The sequence below is a fragment of the Vibrio aestuarianus genome, from assembly GCF_028858425.1.
Classification (GTDB): domain Bacteria; phylum Pseudomonadota; class Gammaproteobacteria; order Enterobacterales; family Vibrionaceae; genus Vibrio; species Vibrio aestuarianus.
In genome coordinates this window covers 929,916-945,993 of record NZ_JAKNYQ010000002.1, presented here as the reverse complement: position 1 = coordinate 945,993, position 16,078 = coordinate 929,916, and the positions used below count along the sequence as shown (strand labels likewise).

Annotated in this window: 18 protein-coding genes; 11 read left to right on the top strand and 7 right to left on the bottom strand. The window is 41.6% G+C overall.

What is annotated here, in order from left to right; genetic code table 11:
- The first annotated feature begins 61 nt into the window (after nt 1-61).
- Nucleotides 62-1,297 carry a peptidase T gene (gene pepT / locus MCT08_RS17835; RefSeq protein ID WP_274679023.1) on the top strand — a complete coding sequence of 412 codons (1,236 nt, stop codon included), beginning with the start codon at nt 62-64 and terminating at the stop codon, nt 1,295-1,297.
- A gap of 189 nt (nt 1,298-1,486) precedes the next feature.
- Nucleotides 1,487-2,356 carry a mechanosensitive ion channel family protein gene (locus MCT08_RS17830; RefSeq protein WP_171980948.1) on the top strand — a complete coding sequence of 290 codons (870 nt, stop codon included), beginning with the start codon at nt 1,487-1,489 and terminating at the stop codon, nt 2,354-2,356.
- 48 nt (nt 2,357-2,404) lie between these two features.
- Here the strand turns inward: MCT08_RS17830 and norR are convergent, their stop codons facing one another.
- Nucleotides 2,405-3,991 (bottom strand): nitric oxide reductase transcriptional regulator NorR, encoded by a 1,587-nt coding sequence (norR, locus tag MCT08_RS17825; RefSeq protein WP_274679022.1) that lies wholly within the window; start codon nt 3,989-3,991, stop codon nt 2,405-2,407.
- A gap of 208 nt (nt 3,992-4,199) precedes the next feature.
- Here norR and hmpA point away from each other — a divergent pair, with 208 nt between their 5' ends.
- Nucleotides 4,200-5,384, top strand: a complete 1,185-nt coding sequence (hmpA, locus tag MCT08_RS17820; RefSeq protein ID WP_274679021.1) for an NO-inducible flavohemoprotein — start codon at nt 4,200-4,202, stop codon at nt 5,382-5,384.
- Nucleotides 5,385-5,450: 66 nt separating this feature from the next.
- Here hmpA and MCT08_RS17815 read toward each other — a convergent pair whose 3' ends face one another.
- Both MCT08_RS17815 and MCT08_RS17810 read right to left on the bottom strand, forming a co-directional pair.
- Nucleotides 5,451-5,993 carry a YaeQ family protein gene (locus MCT08_RS17815; protein WP_053311124.1) on the bottom strand — a complete coding sequence of 181 codons (543 nt, stop codon included), beginning with the start codon at nt 5,991-5,993 and terminating at the stop codon, nt 5,451-5,453.
- A gap of 72 nt (nt 5,994-6,065) precedes the next feature.
- A complete protein-coding gene (locus MCT08_RS17810; protein ID WP_053311123.1) occupies nt 6,066-6,275 on the bottom strand; it encodes a cold-shock protein in 210 nt (69 codons plus the stop codon).
- A 398-nt stretch (nt 6,276-6,673) separates the two neighbouring features.
- On the opposite strand from MCT08_RS17810, the gene MCT08_RS17805 reads away from it, so the two are divergent.
- The 7 genes from MCT08_RS17805 to MCT08_RS17775 all read left to right on the top strand — a co-directional run bounded on the left by MCT08_RS17805 (nt 6,674) and on the right by MCT08_RS17775 (nt 11,484).
- The gene (locus MCT08_RS17805) at nt 6,674-6,883 is read left to right on the top strand and encodes an alternative ribosome-rescue factor A (RefSeq protein ID WP_053311181.1); all 210 of its coding nucleotides are present in this window, start codon (nt 6,674-6,676) and stop codon (nt 6,881-6,883) included.
- A 385-nt stretch (nt 6,884-7,268) separates the two neighbouring features.
- The gene (locus tag MCT08_RS17800; RefSeq protein ID WP_080996377.1) at nt 7,269-7,625 is read left to right on the top strand and encodes an NADH:ubiquinone oxidoreductase; all 357 of its coding nucleotides are present in this window, start codon (nt 7,269-7,271) and stop codon (nt 7,623-7,625) included.
- Nucleotides 7,626-7,783: 158 nt separating this feature from the next.
- Nucleotides 7,784-8,023 (top strand): hypothetical protein, encoded by a 240-nt coding sequence (locus MCT08_RS17795; protein ID WP_053311122.1) that lies wholly within the window; start codon nt 7,784-7,786, stop codon nt 8,021-8,023.
- Between the two features lie 132 nt (nt 8,024-8,155).
- Nucleotides 8,156-9,160, top strand: coding sequence for a response regulator (locus MCT08_RS17790; RefSeq protein ID WP_274679020.1), 1,005 nt, complete (start codon nt 8,156-8,158; stop codon nt 9,158-9,160).
- A gap of 2 nt (nt 9,161-9,162) precedes the next feature.
- A complete protein-coding gene (locus tag MCT08_RS17785; RefSeq protein ID WP_053311120.1) occupies nt 9,163-9,603 on the top strand; it encodes a PAS domain-containing protein in 441 nt (146 codons plus the stop codon).
- Nucleotides 9,604-10,117: 514 nt separating this feature from the next.
- Nucleotides 10,118-11,161 carry a GMP reductase gene (locus MCT08_RS17780; RefSeq protein WP_168524317.1) on the top strand — a complete coding sequence of 348 codons (1,044 nt, stop codon included), beginning with the start codon at nt 10,118-10,120 and terminating at the stop codon, nt 11,159-11,161.
- Nucleotides 11,162-11,307: 146 nt separating this feature from the next.
- On the top strand, nt 11,308-11,484 hold the full coding sequence (locus MCT08_RS17775) for a hypothetical protein (RefSeq protein WP_255199722.1): 177 nt from the start codon (nt 11,308-11,310) through the stop codon (nt 11,482-11,484).
- Nucleotides 11,485-11,613: 129 nt separating this feature from the next.
- Here the strand turns inward: MCT08_RS17775 and MCT08_RS17770 are convergent, their stop codons facing one another.
- From MCT08_RS17770 to MCT08_RS17760, 3 genes are all read right to left on the bottom strand, one after another.
- Nucleotides 11,614-12,417: a siderophore-interacting protein gene (locus MCT08_RS17770; RefSeq protein ID WP_274679019.1), complete on the bottom strand. Its 804-nt coding sequence runs from the start codon at nt 12,415-12,417 to the stop codon at nt 11,614-11,616.
- A 153-nt stretch (nt 12,418-12,570) separates the two neighbouring features.
- Entirely contained in the window at nt 12,571-13,869 is a 1,299-nt protein-coding gene (locus MCT08_RS17765) for an FAD-binding oxidoreductase (protein ID WP_274679018.1), read from the bottom strand.
- A gap of 13 nt (nt 13,870-13,882) precedes the next feature.
- Nucleotides 13,883-14,371 carry a DUF4405 domain-containing protein gene (locus MCT08_RS17760; protein ID WP_261918872.1) on the bottom strand — a complete coding sequence of 163 codons (489 nt, stop codon included), beginning with the start codon at nt 14,369-14,371 and terminating at the stop codon, nt 13,883-13,885.
- Nucleotides 14,372-14,527: 156 nt separating this feature from the next.
- On the opposite strand from MCT08_RS17760, the gene MCT08_RS17755 reads away from it, so the two are divergent.
- Entirely contained in the window at nt 14,528-14,962 is a 435-nt protein-coding gene (locus MCT08_RS17755) for a MarR family winged helix-turn-helix transcriptional regulator (protein ID WP_274679017.1), read from the top strand.
- 224 nt (nt 14,963-15,186) lie between these two features.
- Here the strand turns inward: MCT08_RS17755 and MCT08_RS17750 are convergent, their stop codons facing one another.
- Nucleotides 15,187-15,912, bottom strand: coding sequence for a GntR family transcriptional regulator (locus MCT08_RS17750; protein ID WP_274679016.1), 726 nt, complete (start codon nt 15,910-15,912; stop codon nt 15,187-15,189).
- Nucleotides 15,913-16,078 lie beyond the last annotated feature (166 nt).

Sequence of the window (16,078 nt, the reverse complement as noted above, 5' to 3'; positions counted from 1 at the left end):
CAATTAACTGCGTATATCATTATTGAAATACGCGGATGTTTTCACTTCTTGAGTATTTGCTATGGAAAATCTTGTCGACCGTTTTCTGCGTTATGTTTCTTTTGATACACAATCAAATCCTGCCAATTCACAATGTCCAAGCTCGTCAGGTCAGAAGCCTTTCGCTCATAAGTTGTGTGATGAGTTGATAGATTTAGGTCTAACTGAAGTGAGCGTAGACGATCACGGTTATGTGATGGCTAAGTTAGAATCAAACGTGGATTATCCCGTTCCTGCCATTGGTTTTATTGCGCATATGGACACTGCTCCTGATGCTTCTGGAAAAAATGTTAAACCACAACTTGTTGAAAATTATCAAGGTGGCGATATTGCGCTTGGAAAAGGTGATGAAGTGTTGTCGCCTATTCAGTACCCAGACTTGCACCAATTGCATGGTCATAACTTAATTACGACCGATGGCACCACACTGCTTGGCGCAGACAATAAAGCCGGTATTGCCGAAATTATGACCGCGTTAGAGGTGTTGATTGCGGATCCGAGTATTGCTCATGGTGATATTTGTATTGGTTTTACACCAGACGAAGAAATTGGTCGCGGTGCTGATTTATTTAATGTGGAAAAATTTGGGGCGCAATGGGCTTACACCATTGATGGTGGACCAGTTGGTGAGCTTGAATACGAAAACTTTAATGCAACCAGTGCTGATGTGATTTGTCACGGTATTAATGTGCATCCGGGAACTGCAAAAGACAAAATGGTCAATTCGATGAACATTGCTGCGCAATTTCAGTTGATGATGCCAATGGATGAAACACCAGAAACAACCGAAGGTTACCAAGGTTTTTACCATCTGAAATCAGCGGAGATGAGCGTTGCTCGTTCAGAGTTGGGTTATATTATTCGAGACTTCGACCGTGAAGGTTTGAATGCTCGTAAAACATTCATGCAACAAAAAGTAGCAGAACTGAATGCTCGTCTTGAAAAAGGTCGTGTTGAACTGGTGTTAACGGACAGCTATTTCAACATGAAAGAGATGGTCGAGCCTCATCCACAAGTGATTGAACTTGCAAAACAAGCGATGATTGAATGCGATATTGAACCATTGATTAAACCAATCCGTGGCGGTACTGATGGTGCAAGACTCTCATTTATGGGACTACCATGTCCGAACATCTTTACTGGTGGCTATAATTTCCACGGTATCCATGAATTTATCAGCGTAGAAGGGATGGAAAAGGCGGTTAATGTGATCGTTAAACTGGCGGAAAAAACAGCACTAACCAGTCAACCAAATTAAAACATACCCTCTTTAGCGTTTCCGAACGAGCATTAAAGAGGGGTATTCCATTACAAAGCTTTGACAGGGCGCATATTAATTGTGCCCATATCCTTTTTAGCCTTTCATTCAGTTACAATGTAAATCAATAATAAGCGAAATAACGCCAACAGATGGTCGTCGTTCGATACAGTAATGAAGGGGATTAGTATGGAGAAAGCAGTCGCGGTTTGGGACTTTCTTCTCACGCATAAATTGATATTCACCACGTTAATAATGGTGCTGATCATTTTGATTCGTCGTTTGGTGCTATCACAGATTCGAGGTGATGTCGCTTTCATTACAGAGAAACAACGTAAATGGATGTCACGAACCAAGAATGGAATATTTGGTTTGACGATCGTCATCTTGTTTGTGTTATGGCAGTCCGAGATCAACGAATTTGCATTGTCAGTGACCGCTATTGCAGTTGCGATTGTTGTGGCATCGAAAGAGATTATTCTCTGTTTTACAGGCTCAATTCAGCGTGCGAGTTCTCGCTCATTTCGTATTGGGGATTGGATTGAAGTGGGAAAATTAAGTGGTGAGGTGATCGAGCACAACTTAATGGCAACGGTGATTCAAGAAATTGACCTTAACCATGGTCAATATCACTATACGGGCAAAACAGCGACTCTTCCTAATAGCATGTTTTTTACTTTCCCAGTCAAAAATCTTAATTTTATGAAGCGTTATGTGTTTCATAATTTCTCGATTGTGGTGCCAAACTTCGCTAACTTGTTTCCGCTACTGCCAATCATGCATGAGAGGATCGAAGCGCATTTTGCTCATTTTATTGATGTTGCACGGCGCTACAATAATATGATCGAAAAACACGCGGGTGTGGATTTGCCCAATGCAGAGCCCCATATTCAGATCAGCAGCACTGCTGCAGGTGAACAAGTCGTTCACTTTATGATTTTCTGCCCAACCGAAAGAGCTAACCATCTTGAGCAGTTGATCCGTGAAGACTTCATGCAAGAGTACGAAAAAGCTTTTCCTCGTGAATTGAATGGCGCGGCTAATACATTGGTGAATTAACCACACCATAATTGTATCGATTGAAGCGAGTCATATGACTCGCTTTATTTAATGTTTAATTGAATGTGTTTTGGTCACTGAGATACCAAGTCTTTTTGCGAGTCGAGTTAAATTAGCTCGGTCGATTTGTAGCTGTCTTCCGGCTTCTGCCCAGTTAAAATCGGCTCGGGTTAACGCTTCACTGATTACCTTTCTTTGGAATTCATCTGTGGCTTCACGTAAGCCTACGCGCCAGTTAATGTTGGCCTCTTCTGTCTGCGATATTTGTTCATTTGAAGTGTTGAACGAGATGCCATTATCCAGTTCACCAATATCGTGGCAGGTTACAGTAACTAGGTTAGATGCAGTTTTCTTAGCACGAGCTTTTAGTGCTGCACGATTAATAACATGCTCAAGCTCTCGGACATTACCCGGCCAGAAGTAATGCAGCAGCGACTCCAAAGCCAGCGGGTCAATTTTAAGTTGTACAATGCCAAGTTTTCGTCGAGCCTGCTCTAAGAAATAACCGGCGAGTAATGTGACATCACCATCGCGTTCGCGCAGAGATGGCACATGGATTGGGTAAACACTGAGCCTATGATAAAGGTCAACACGAAAGCGTCCAGCTTCGACTTCTACTTTTAGATCTCGGTTTGTCGCAGCCAATATTCGTACATCAATGGTTTGTACGTGATCTTTTCCGACTGGTTGAATCTCATTATTTTGTAACGCTCTTAGGATCTTGCTTTGCGCGGTAAGTGGAAGTTCGCCGATCTCATCTAAAAACAGGGTACCACCATCAGCTAAGGCAAATTTGCCTAAACGATGTCGATCTGCACCTGTAAATGCGCCTTTTACATGGCCAAATAGTTCACTTTCTACTAAGTTTTCAGGAATAGCGGCGCAGTTTACGTAGATCAAAGGCTGACGTTTTCGAGATGAAAGATGATGAATGGTACGCGCCACTAATTCTTTACCAACCCCTGTTTCGCCGTGAATCAAAATATTGAAATTGGAAGGAGCAACCACTTCGAGGTCGGCTTTCATTATTTGCATCGCCGTACTAGAACCGATGATTTCACCGCCGTCTCTGTCCCATACTTCTTCATTGAGTTCTTCGAAGCGTTGTTGAGATTGTTTAGCTTGGGCTTCTAATTGTGAAAAAGTCAGTGCCATTTTTAGTGTCGAGGCGGCAATAGCCGATAACACTTCAAGGCTTCTTGTTGGTATGTGGTCAAACACATTTGGTGTCAGGCTATCGAGCGTCAGAATTCCTAGCAATTCGTCGCCAAAGAGTAGTGGTAAGCCCATGCAAGAATGCATCGGTAGATCGCCATCATGCTCCATTAACAGGCCATCAAAAGGATCTGGTAGCGGAGAGTGCGCATCAAACCTTATCGGCGATTTGGCTTGGCAGATTTGTGTGAAACGAGGATGCTCTTCGATTAAAAATCGGCGACCTAATGTATCTCTAGTCAGACCTTGCATAGCAAGAGGAATCAGTAACTCCCCCTGGCGAGAAAGAAGTACCACACAGTCACACTGGATGGTTTTGCGGATCGCATCGAGTAGGCGATTGAATCGATCGTGATCATTTGAACCACTGGCTAACCCAATCGTCATTTCGACTAGAGTGGAGATAGAGATATCTTGCATAGAAATAATATTCGTGATGTTTTTCTGATATTGTAGTGTCAATATGACCTGTTTGAAAGGGTTTTATTGACCTGTTTACTTAAGGTTTTTGATGCTATTTTTATTAAAATCAATGACATATGATTTGGCACGTGTTGTGCAATTAGATGAAAGTGAAAAACATCATCTTATAAATAACAAAAAATAAAATCTGAGGAGAATTTCAGTCATGCTCAACGACCACCATATCAACATTGTAAAAAGTACCATACCGTTACTTGAATCTACAGGACCGGCCTTAACCAAACATTTCTATGAGCGAATGTTTTCACATAATCCTGAGCTGAAAGATATTTTTAACATGACACATCAACAGACCGGGCGCCAGGGTGTGGCTTTATTTGAAGCTATTGCCGCTTATGCAAAAAATATTGATAACCTAGCAGTGCTGACCAGCGCAGTTGAGCGAATTGCCCACAAGCACACCAGCTTTAACATTCAACCCGATCATTACCAAATTGTTGGTCTTCACCTTATCGAAACATTACGAGAACTTGCCAGTGAAGCTTTTACGAGTGAAGTTGAAGAAGCTTGGACTGCTGCCTACCTGTTTTTAGCTCAAGTATTTATTTCTCGGGAAGGCGAGTTGTACTTACAACGTAAACAAGCGTTAGGTGGTTGGGAAAATGCACGCGAGTTTATCGTTCAAGAGAAAGTAAAAGAATCGGAATTGGTGACGAGTTTTATCTTTGCCCCTACCGATAAAGAAAGCGTATTGGATTACCAAGCGGGGCAGTACATAGGTATAGAAGTGAAACCGGAGTCATCTCAATATAAGGAAATCCGCCAGTATTCGTTGTCACAAAAATCAAATGGTAAGAACTACCGAATTTCAGTCAAGCGAGAAGGCTTTGATACGCAACATGCTGGTATTGTATCGAATTATTTGCACGATGAATTGTGTGTGGGAGATTGTGTGAAATTGTATGCGCCAGCGGGAGACTTTTTCTACGTAGAACGTGAAGCACCTGTGGTGTTGATTTCTGCGGGAATTGGCGCGACGCCAATGCAAGCGATGTTGCAACACTTTGCTCAGGTCAAAAAGCGTGACGTAACCTATTTACATGCTTGCAACAGCCCTGAGCAACACTCGTTTATTAGTGAGACGGCAAAGTTGATCGAGGCCAATGATTGGAAACAAAAGATTTGGTATCTAAATAGCGATTCATCGGTTGAAGGAAATGGGCACATGCAGTTGGATAAAGTGCATGTGCCATTACCGCTGCACAACGGGGATTTCTATGTCTGTGGACCAATTGGATTTATGCAGTTTATTGTTGAGCAGTTAGAAAGCCTAGGTGTTGATAAATCTCGTATTCACTATGAAGTTTTTGGCCCTCACGCTAACTTGTAAATCACCATAATGTTCAAGGCTCGAAAGAGCCTTGATATCACAGATAATGAGCGTCAATAGACGCCATCAAGCGCTCTTAATTTGTAATTCTTGCCACACAATTTCATGTGAGCCGTTTTCTCCATCGACGAAAATGGAAGATCCGCTGATCATCACAGAGAGTTCCATTCCTCGTGTGAGAGTTGATGCCAGTTTTTCAATTGATTCTGCTTCAAAGCGAATAACATCGACGTTGAGATAACCAAATTTGCCTTTGTTTTGTTCCCACCAAACATTCGATTTAGTGTTGAAGCTATAGATTTTTACTTGCTTGGCTAGGCGAGTTGCTTTTTTGACGCGATCGGCATCAGGTTCACCGACTTCTAGCCATAACTGGATTTGGTCATCTAAAGACTTTAGCCAGATGTCGGGTTCTTCGATGGATGATAAACCTTTAGTAAACATCAACTCTGGCGTGGCATTGAGGCAAAAAGCTAAAATGCGTGCGATCATGCGCTCGTTATTTTCTGAAGGATGCTGAGCAATAGTCAGATTGAGAGAATCATAGTGATCACGGTTGATATCAGTGAGCGAGATACGAAATTTATAGATAGTTGGTTTGAGGGCCATGGTAATGATTTCTGAGAGACAAAAACGAAAATAGCCAGCAAGATGCTGGCTATTAGAATACTTAGTAAGAAATTATACTAGGCGGATGTTGTCAGCTTGAGGGCCTTTTTGACCTTGAGATACTTCAAACTCAACTTTTTGACCTTCAGCAAGAGTACGGAAACCGTCACCTTTGATTGCGCTGAAGTGAGCGAAAACGTCTGGGCCGTTTTCTTGTTGAATGAAGCCGAAGCCTTTAGTTTCGTTGAACCATTTTACTGTACCAGTAACTGTGTTAGACATTTTAATATCCTAATGAAAAATTTTTACAGCCGATTACGGCGCGGATAGCGTGGAAAAGTAGATTGCTATTGCGTACGACACGACGGGGGAGTTACAAGTAATCCAACGAAACGTATTTGTATACAACGAACTGCTTTCTAGCTACGGCAAAGTCTAGTTTAAACTTTTATCTTGTCAATCATAACTAGACAAATCTCGAAAAACTTTCCAAAAATAGTCATGTTTTATGCTCTATTTGGCATTTTACTGCAACCGTACTTGAAATGGGCTCAATTATTCAAATCGTCAGCAACAAAATTTGTGATTGACAGTGGTGGTTTTTAGAGCAAAATCGCCACCACTATCGTTCACTCTTTGTCTTTAATGGAGGCAATATGAAAAACAAAAAAAACAAACGAATGAGTTGCAAAACCAATCAGTTATGTTTTGAAGATAATCAAATTTCGGACGCAGAGCTCGGCCGTGGACAAATTAAAGATAATGCGCTCAAAGCCGTGGTCACAAGCCAGCTATTTAGAATGCGAGTTGAAAAAGCGAAGAAAGGCAAAGGAAGCTACAGCCGTAAAGAAAAGTACTCGGGTAGAGAGCTTTACTCAAAAGTTGCTTGAAGTTATTTTTGAATAAGGCTCTGCTTACGGCTCCACGCTCCCGCTGAAAAACGCAAATCAGTTGAACACATCAATGATTGATTATGTACTTTGTTATTTATGTGTTTGTCTCACAAAATTCTAATTTTAGCGAAAAAATCTCAACGGTTAATAGTTTGTTACCATTTATTCCATTTTGATGCTTTTATCTATGTAATGCATTGTTACACCTAATTTCGCGTGCATTTGATCGTTAACTATTGATTAACAATTGTATTTTATCGCCCGTCACAAGCAAAATTGTTCAATGTTTGAACTTGATATTATTGGTGAATAGAGGAAAATATACGCAAAATGAGATTTCAAAAATGAATGGATGCTTTTTTATTAAAAAGAGGTTTATAGCATGAAACTGATATTAATTTTGATAGCGTCTGTATCTGCAGGTGTTGCTTCTGCGGAACACTTCCACTCCTTTTTACTCGGTTTGTATGTATCTTCCTTAGCGGTAGGCACCTGTTACTGGTTTGCCTTCAGAAGCACTAGAGTGCCAGAATTCGCGCTATTTCTATTAATTTGCGGCCTATTCGCCAAACTTTCCGTCACTGTTGTGGGTGTAATGTGGGGAGTGTCGGCTGATTTGATAACGTCTCCTATCGTGTTTGCTTTGTCATACATGTTTTTCTCTATCGTTGTAACTTATATTTGGTTCAGCTATCGAGATAAAAAGACGCCAACACCTAAGCTTTCTACTCAGGTATAATCGTCACTGTTTAAGATTTGAGTATCAATGTAGAACAAGGGCTTTTTCAGTAAAGCCCTTTTTTATCGCCATTATTCGACTTTTGTCCAACAGAGCTTTGGTTGTTTTACGTATAAACTCATTATCATTGTGAGTTACCAATGAGTGAGGGAAGCTAAATGGAAGTTGGATTGTTCTGGGCGGAAAAAGGGATATTGCTGCTTGGTATTATTTTTGTTTTAACCAGCATCACTCAATATGGCAAGCGCAGCCATGATTGGAAGGGGGTGGTGACGATGTTCTATCGGCGCATACCGATGACTATCGCAGAATATAAATGGTACCGGTTGGGCATTTCATTTATCGTCTTTGCTGTTGTATTGCGCATCATCGTTTTGACTTTGTGGCCGTCACTTTAATGTGGCGGTTTCTATCCTGAAGCTCTAACCGACATACTCCCCATGTTGAATTAATTTTTTGCGCAACTCGCATATACCTAAGGTTTAGGTATACACTCTATTTATTGAATTAATAGACATTAAGGTGATTACATGTCTTTCCCCGTACTCATCTGTGATGACTCTGCATTAGCACGTAAGCAGATGGCGCGTTCACTTCCAGCGTCTCTTAACGCTGATATCACCTTCGCAATACATGGCTTAGATGGAATCAAGAATCTTGAAGAACATGACTTCAAATTAATGTTCCTAGATTTAACAATGCCGGAACTTGATGGCTACGGCACGCTTGAGGAAATGCAGCGCAGAGGCATGACAACGCCTGTCGTAGTTGTTTCTGGTGATATTCAGCCTAAAGCCAAAGAGCGAGTTATGGCATTAGGCGCTCGCGCTTTTATCCAAAAGCCAATCGATAAATACGCCCTAAATGATGTATTGAGAGAGCTCGTAAAGCCAGCAACACAACCACGTATGGTAACCCCTGTCTCTATCGATCTACCGATACTGAAGCGCCGAGATATCTATATGGAAGTGGCTAACGTTTCGATTGGGCGAGCCGCAGATGCATTAGCTCGACATTTTGACGTTTTTGTCCATTTACCGTTACCAAACGTCAATATTTTTGAAGTCAGCGAACTGCACATGGCATTACGTGACTTAGCAGAGAATGACCAGGTATCAGGAGTTTGTCAGGGGTTTAGTGGCGAAGGTATTGCTGGGGAGGCATTAGTTTTGCTTAGTGATTCTAGTGTGTCTGATCTCAAAAAATTAATGAAAGTGCCTGCTGATAGTGAAGAACTTGAAGAGCTAGAATTGCTAATGGATGTGTCAAATATATTGGTTGGTTCCTTCTTAAATGGACTGGGCGAACAATCAGAGGTGCGATTCTTTCAAAGCTCTCCAGTACTGCTTGGGCAGCATATCTCCATTGATTCAATCATCCAATCTACCGCGGGAACGTTTAAGAAGACCATGACATTTGAAGTCAGTTATAATATTGATCAGACATCAATTCGTTGTGATTTACTATTTATGTTTGTCGATGAGTCGCTTCCACTGCTAGACAACAAACTCGCTTATCTTATGGAGGACTTTTAGCGATGAATCTTCCTGCTGAATTTGAGCAATTCCACTGGATGGTGGACATGGTACAGAATGTCGATATGGGCTTAGTGGTCATAGATCGAGATTATCAAGTACAAGTCTGGAATGGCTTTATGACACACCACAGCGGTGTACAGTCTCATGATGCTATTGGTAAATCGATATTTGAATTATTTCCAGAGATCCCCTGTGAGTGGTTCAAGCTAAAAACAAAACCGGTATATGACCTTGGTTGTCGCAGTTTTATCACGTGGCAGCAACGCCCCTATTTATTTAAATGTCGCAATGTTCGCCCTGTAACCCAGCAAGCAGAATTTATGTATCAGAGCATTACACTAAATCCTATGCGCACACCAACAGGGAAAATCAACTCTCTTTTTCTCTCGATACAAGATGCAACAGCAGAAGCACTAGCGTCATTGAAAGTTAATCATTGACTAACTATAACCTTGTTGAATGAGTAATGCGTTTTATGGGGGGTTATTAATGGATGGGTGGGTGTTAGTACGTTTTCTAGACTGGGCTTTAAATTTTTATACTATTTTTTGAAAAAAATAACGTTAAAAGTGTCTATTAAAATCCCATTTTGGGGTGATATTGGTCACATATTTTTAGTTGAATACTGTTTGGTAATCGATTGCTTAGCTGGTGGGATTCGATGGTGGAGTGAGTTTTTTATTTAACTTTATGAAAAATAAGGGGATATATTTTATGGTTTTTGCTAGGGAGTATTCAAATCTACCGGATATGAAAGTTTCGATATAGTACCATAAAAAAAAAATAAAATATCAGACTTGCCGAGAAGAAATCCCAACCTATAATGCTGAAAACCGGAGCGTCTGCCAACGCTCCGGTTTTTTTGTGTCCGAAAGCCAGTAATCTCGTCTGCCAACATGATTACTACGCACTTTGCGAAAGTGACACACAGTTTATGAATCAAGGAAATGCACAATGCGTATCGAACAAGAACTTAAGTTAGGTTTCAAAGATGTACTGTTTCGCCCTAAGCGTTCAACACTAAAAAGCCGTTCTCAAGTAAATTTAACCCGCGATTTTACATTCAAGCATAGTGGGCGTCAATGGTCTGGCGTGCCCGTGATTGCTGCGAACATGGACTCTGTTGGTAGCTTTGCTATGGCAAAAGCGTTGGCTGAACACGATGTAATGACAGCGGTTCATAAACACTATTCTGTTGAGGACTGGGCTGAGTTTGTCAAAGGTGCTGATCAAGCCACGCTTAAGCATGTGATGGTATCAACAGGAACCTCGGATAATGATTTCCAAAAAACTAAAGACATCATGGCATTAAGTGATGACCTTATTTTCATCTGTATCGATATTGCCAACGGTTACTCAGAACACTTGGTAGATTATGTACAACGTGTTCGTGCTCAATTCCCAGATAAAGTGATCTCAGCAGGTAATGTTGTAACTGGGGATATGGTTGAAGAACTGATCCTTGCCGGTGCAGATATTGTTAAAGTAGGAATTGGCCCTGGTTCTGTGTGTACTACTCGCGTGAAGACCGGTGTTGGCTACCCACAGTTGTCTGCGATCATTGAATGTGCTGATGCAGCTCATGGTTTAGGTGGCTGCATTATTGGCGACGGTGGTTGTACTTGCGCCGGTGATGTATCGAAAGCGTTCGGTGGCGGTGCTGATTTCGTTATGCTTGGCGGTATGCTAGCAGGGCATGAGCAATCTGGCGGTGAAGTTATTGAAAAAGATGGCGTAAGCTACATGAAGTTCTACGGCATGTCTTCACAGTCAGCGATGGCGAAGCACTCGGGTGGTGTTGCAAAATACCGTGCGGCTGAAGGAAAAACCGTACTATTGCCATATCGTGGCAGTGTGCACGATACGATTTCAGATGTGTTAGGTGGCGTACGTTCAACATGTACATATGTAGGCGCAGCAAAGCTTAAAGAGCTAACGAAGAGAACAACATTTATTCGCGTAAGAGAGCAAGAGAACAACTTGTTCGGTAAAGAGTAAACTTCTGATACTTTGGAAATGTTGATACAACCATAAAATGATAATTACATCCATAAATTGATAATTATCACACCCATAAATTGATATTGCCTCTTCATGGTCTAAACTTTAGTAAGTTTACGACATTTTCGTGAAGAGGCAATTTCATGACAAGCTTACCAACGCCCTCAGCAATTACGACTTCTGCTTTAGAGTATGCATTCCATACTCCCGCTCGTAACTTAACGAAATCTCGTGGAAAAAATATTCATCGTTATGTCAGTGTAAAGATGGGTAAGAGGATTACACAGCATACCACACTACAAGCATTGGTGATTTTGTAAGTCACTCTGAATCAAGTTAACTCATATGCCCCTTAATGAGCCAGAACAAGATTGTACCTGACTTCAATTTACGCAATTTTACTAACTATTTGATGACCAGAGCTCTAGCTACCTGGTCACACAAAGTATTTACAGTTCGCTCTCTCGAGCGTCTTTTTGCTTAATGGTTTTATGACCATCTTCAGAGATGCCCTGTTTCCAGTAGCTACTGATGTAAATGTTGTCGCGCTCAACTGCTTTATCATTTCTAAAGTAGGTACGCAATGAGCGCATATAATCGAACTCACATGCCACCCATACTGATACTTCACCCTCCAGCCAAGTTAACCCTCGTACTTTCTCCGCTAAAGATTCTTGCTCAGTCAGCCAAATAACTTGTAGATTATTTGGTGCTTTTATCGGTTGAATGTCAGATTCTGCAATAACCTTAATGACGGCGTAGCCTTTCGCCTCTTCTGGTAATGAAAGGATCTGTGCTGATAGAGCAGGTAAGGCTGTCATATCAGCAGCCATAAAGAACCAATCAACGTCAGTCTTAATGTCAGGGGTAGCGCCGGGGCCAGCGATGTAAATTGTATCTCCAACCTTAGTATTCATTGCCCATCTTCCGGCAAAACCGCATTGAAGATCACTGGTAACGTGGCGTACAAAATCGATGTCAATGGTTTGCTCTTGGTGTGATATATCACGTATGGTGAAGGTTCGCATCACAGGACGTTGCCCGTCATTCATGGCGGCAACATCAATCTCTGTTCCACCATCGGCAGTAAACAACAGTTTGACGTATTGTCCTGCACATTTTTCAGGGAAGTGTGCCACTGCTTTCCCTTGTAGTGTGATGCGCTGCATATTGGCGGTGATCTGTGTTGAGGCAATGACTTTAAATAGTTTAGGTGGAGACTTCTTTTTTGGGGTCGATTTCTTTTTCTGCATATTCGTCTTCCGATTATTGGTTACGGCTTTATTCTTGGCTGATTCACGCGAATAAAGTATTGGTTAAGCTGGTTAAGTTATTGAAACTTGCTCTGAGTGAATTACTGTGGTGTTTGATTTTCTAAATTTTAAAAACACCAATGGGATTTACATTTAAGGCAACTCAAGCACCACATCGCTCGTTGGTTGAGCGCTGCACGCTAAAACGTAGCCCTGTGCTAGCTCATCTTCGGACAATGTTAGGGTACTGTTTGGTTTTACGCTTCCTTTGGTCACTTTGCATTTACATGCCCCGCATACGCCGGAGCGGCACTCTGTGATTATAGTAACGTTAGCGGCTTCAATAGCGTCGAGTAAGGTGTTGGTATGGTCAATTTCAACAGTTTGGTTCGAGTGTAATAGCGAGACACGATACTGTTGACGCTGTTGATGTGAATCTTGAGCCACAGGTGACTCCCCAAAGCTCTCTTGATGAAAATACTGCATATTGAAATTTCGATCTTGTAAGCACTCTTTGAGTAAAGCCATGAAAGGTGTTGGGCCACATGTAAATACAGTACGGCCAGTTAAATCTGGCAAGTGCTGACTTAACATCTCATCGGACAATAGTCCATATTCATAACCATTTGCTTTTTCTTCAGAAAGAACCGTGACCGCTGTAAAATTTGAGTGAGTGAGAGAAAATTGCTTGATCTCATCACGAAAAATTAAGTCTTGTGTACTTTTGGCAAAATGGATGAATTCAATGTGAACATCAGGATTGTTATCGAGCAAATAGCGAGTCATAGACATGATCGGAGTAATACCACATCCTGCACTTATCATAACAACCTTGTGGGTTGATTTACATGCTTGCAAGTTAAATTGCCCCATGGGTTTTGATAGTTCTAACGGCATGCCCGAGCGTAAGTTATCAAGCAAATAGTTAGACACTAAACCACCATTAACCCGTTTTACGGTAATCGAAATTTCGCCTGTGCGTGAGGGTGTTGAGGACAATGAATATGCGCGGCGGTGGTTAGTGCCATCAATGTTGATAGTGACCATCACAAATTGTCCAGCTACGTACTGCATTGTACTGTTGGGGAAATAAAAAGTGGCTACATCTCTCGTCTCTTCAACTCGCTTACTACAAACTAATTCTGTTGATGAAGAGAGACGCGTTGGAGCCGCGTTTTTATTCAACTTGCTCGCAATAAAAGTGCTTGTTTTTAATATCAATAAGCAGAGAAGGGCGGGTATTAAGGTTAGCATGGTGACTTTGAACATAGGCATGAACAATAGCTTGATACCCGAGACTGGTTCAGACTCCTCATGAGAAGGTTGTGGGTTGGCGTTGATGGCTGAAGCCCAATCGGTCAATGACAAGCTCCACAACAGCGCGCATACTCCCAATGAGACTGCGAAAATTACCGCGCTGCGAGATTTCCAACGGTAAGTTAAGTAATTCATTATACTTTTTCCTTTACATATGAGCTTTTGACGCCGACTGACGCTTGAACATTTTTTTGGTCATCGCTGTGATCCAATCCCAGTGCAGCGCCAAGTGAATACCTAGCATAGGGAGCAAGAGATTACTTAGGGTATGGTGGATTTCTGACCAGAACGGTGTGATTTCAAGGGGAATATTGAGCTGTGGAAACATCACAACGGAGACCAAAAAGCCACTTATTGTGACCATGAGCATTGCGAGATAGAAGATAAAATCCCAAATGGCATTGAACCGTGATTTGGCATTGAGTCGTCGGGCAAAGTTCTGTGGTAAGGTTTTTATCCAATCCCAATGCAACAATATATGAATAACCAAGGGAATGATAAATAGCAGGCTCCCCCATTCATGAATTGCGAGTCCAGTCGTCTGAGGAATACAGACTAAAACAAACCCAACCAACAGCAAAGCATCCATAACGTAACGGGCTTTGCTTAAATTTTTCTTCCAATTATTGTCTGGCATCAAATTTTCCTACTCAAGTAGCTCTATTGCTGTAATACTTCCTACCTGCTAGGTAGCACAAACAGTGAATAACTCTTGGTCGCCTTCTCTCACTATTTGCGGTGGAAATCATAGCAATTTAGATGACCTGATCAACTATATTTACATGAGTTTACAATGGACAAAAATATTGAAATGCGTGATGCCGTATGGCAATTAATGCGCACCTTTAAATACAGTATGAAACATGCGGTAAAGACCGGAAAGTTGGAGATTAGTTCTGTTCACGTAAGGGTTTTACACACGATAGAGTTGACCAATAACTGTACAGCTAACGACGTGAGCATGCAGCTACAAGTGGACAAAGCACAAATTGCCCGTGTTGTGAAAGAACTGATTGATCAAGAATGGATAGTTCGAGCCCTCCACCCAACAGATGGCCGCAGTCGGGTATTGCAACTCACGTCATCTGGAAAGACGTTGATAGAAAAAGTTCACAAGATTGAAGGCGAAGTATTCCAGGTGATGACTCAATGCGTGAGCGCAGAAGAAGCTGCTGTGTTTATGAACGTCGTTAAGAAAATGAGCAAAAGCTTAATGATGACTAAATAGCTCCCTTTGTGTGGAGCAGTCGATGACACATAAAGTATAAAGGCTTTTCTGTACCTTTAGTAATCCGTTATACCCTAATTTAGTAGTGCAACTGGCAAGGTTCTGTCACATTCCGCGTTAGTGTTTTTACTCATACATATATTGTTAATGAGAATTTGTCCTATAAATAGTAATCTGAATAGTCAGTTCGAGCGTTCTACAATTTTACTCAAAACGCCCACAGGTTAACGGGTAGATTTTCGTCTTTTTGCGACTAGAGTGAACTTATAGTCACTGGATTTAAAGTAGTTGCGACTGTATTCAAATACTGTGTCATCGTGTAAGTAACTGCGAGTACGTTTTTCAATGATCGGGTCGGCAGGGCTAATGCCTAGTAACTCAGCAACATCGTCAGATGGTAGGATTGGAACGATTTCCTGTTCACTTCTATCTATCACCAGTTTTTTCTGGTTCTCGATATAATCATATTTCGATCCTCGCATCACTTGATAGGTTATATCAGGAAACATTTCGACTGGCATCCATGTCTCTTCAACGGTGATTGGGTTGTCATCGACAAAACGAACTCGCTTTACGTAGAAAATTCGAGCACCTTCGTTGATGTCTAAGTGCTCTGCTAGTGTTAATGAGGCTGATTGAATTTCGAAGGCAATCACATCGCTATGGGTTATCCCACCTAAATGAGCCCACTTTTCCGCAAAGCTACTTTGTTGGTAGATATCGTAGTTAACCTTGTTCTCTTTAACGTAAGTGCCGCTACCTTGAATGCTCTCTAGTTCTTCATTTTCGATCAGGAGTTTAAGTGCCTGGCGAACAGTTACTCGGCTGGCAGAAAACTCTTCGCATAGTTGAGCTTCTGTTGGGAGCGCCTCACCCACCTTGTAAATCTTACTGCTGATTTTTTCTCGAATGGCGCCAGCTATTTTTCGGTAGAGGGGCAGTCTTGCCATGTAAACCTCGAAAGTAATACAAAAGAGATGGGTGACAACAACTTGTGCTTTCCCCTAGAGGCTTAATGATACGAATTAAAGCACTGAATACAAGATAAGGTTGCTAAAGAGCTAGCAGGTAATACAAAAAAACTCCAAGCGAGGGGGGGCGACTTGGAGTTTTGGA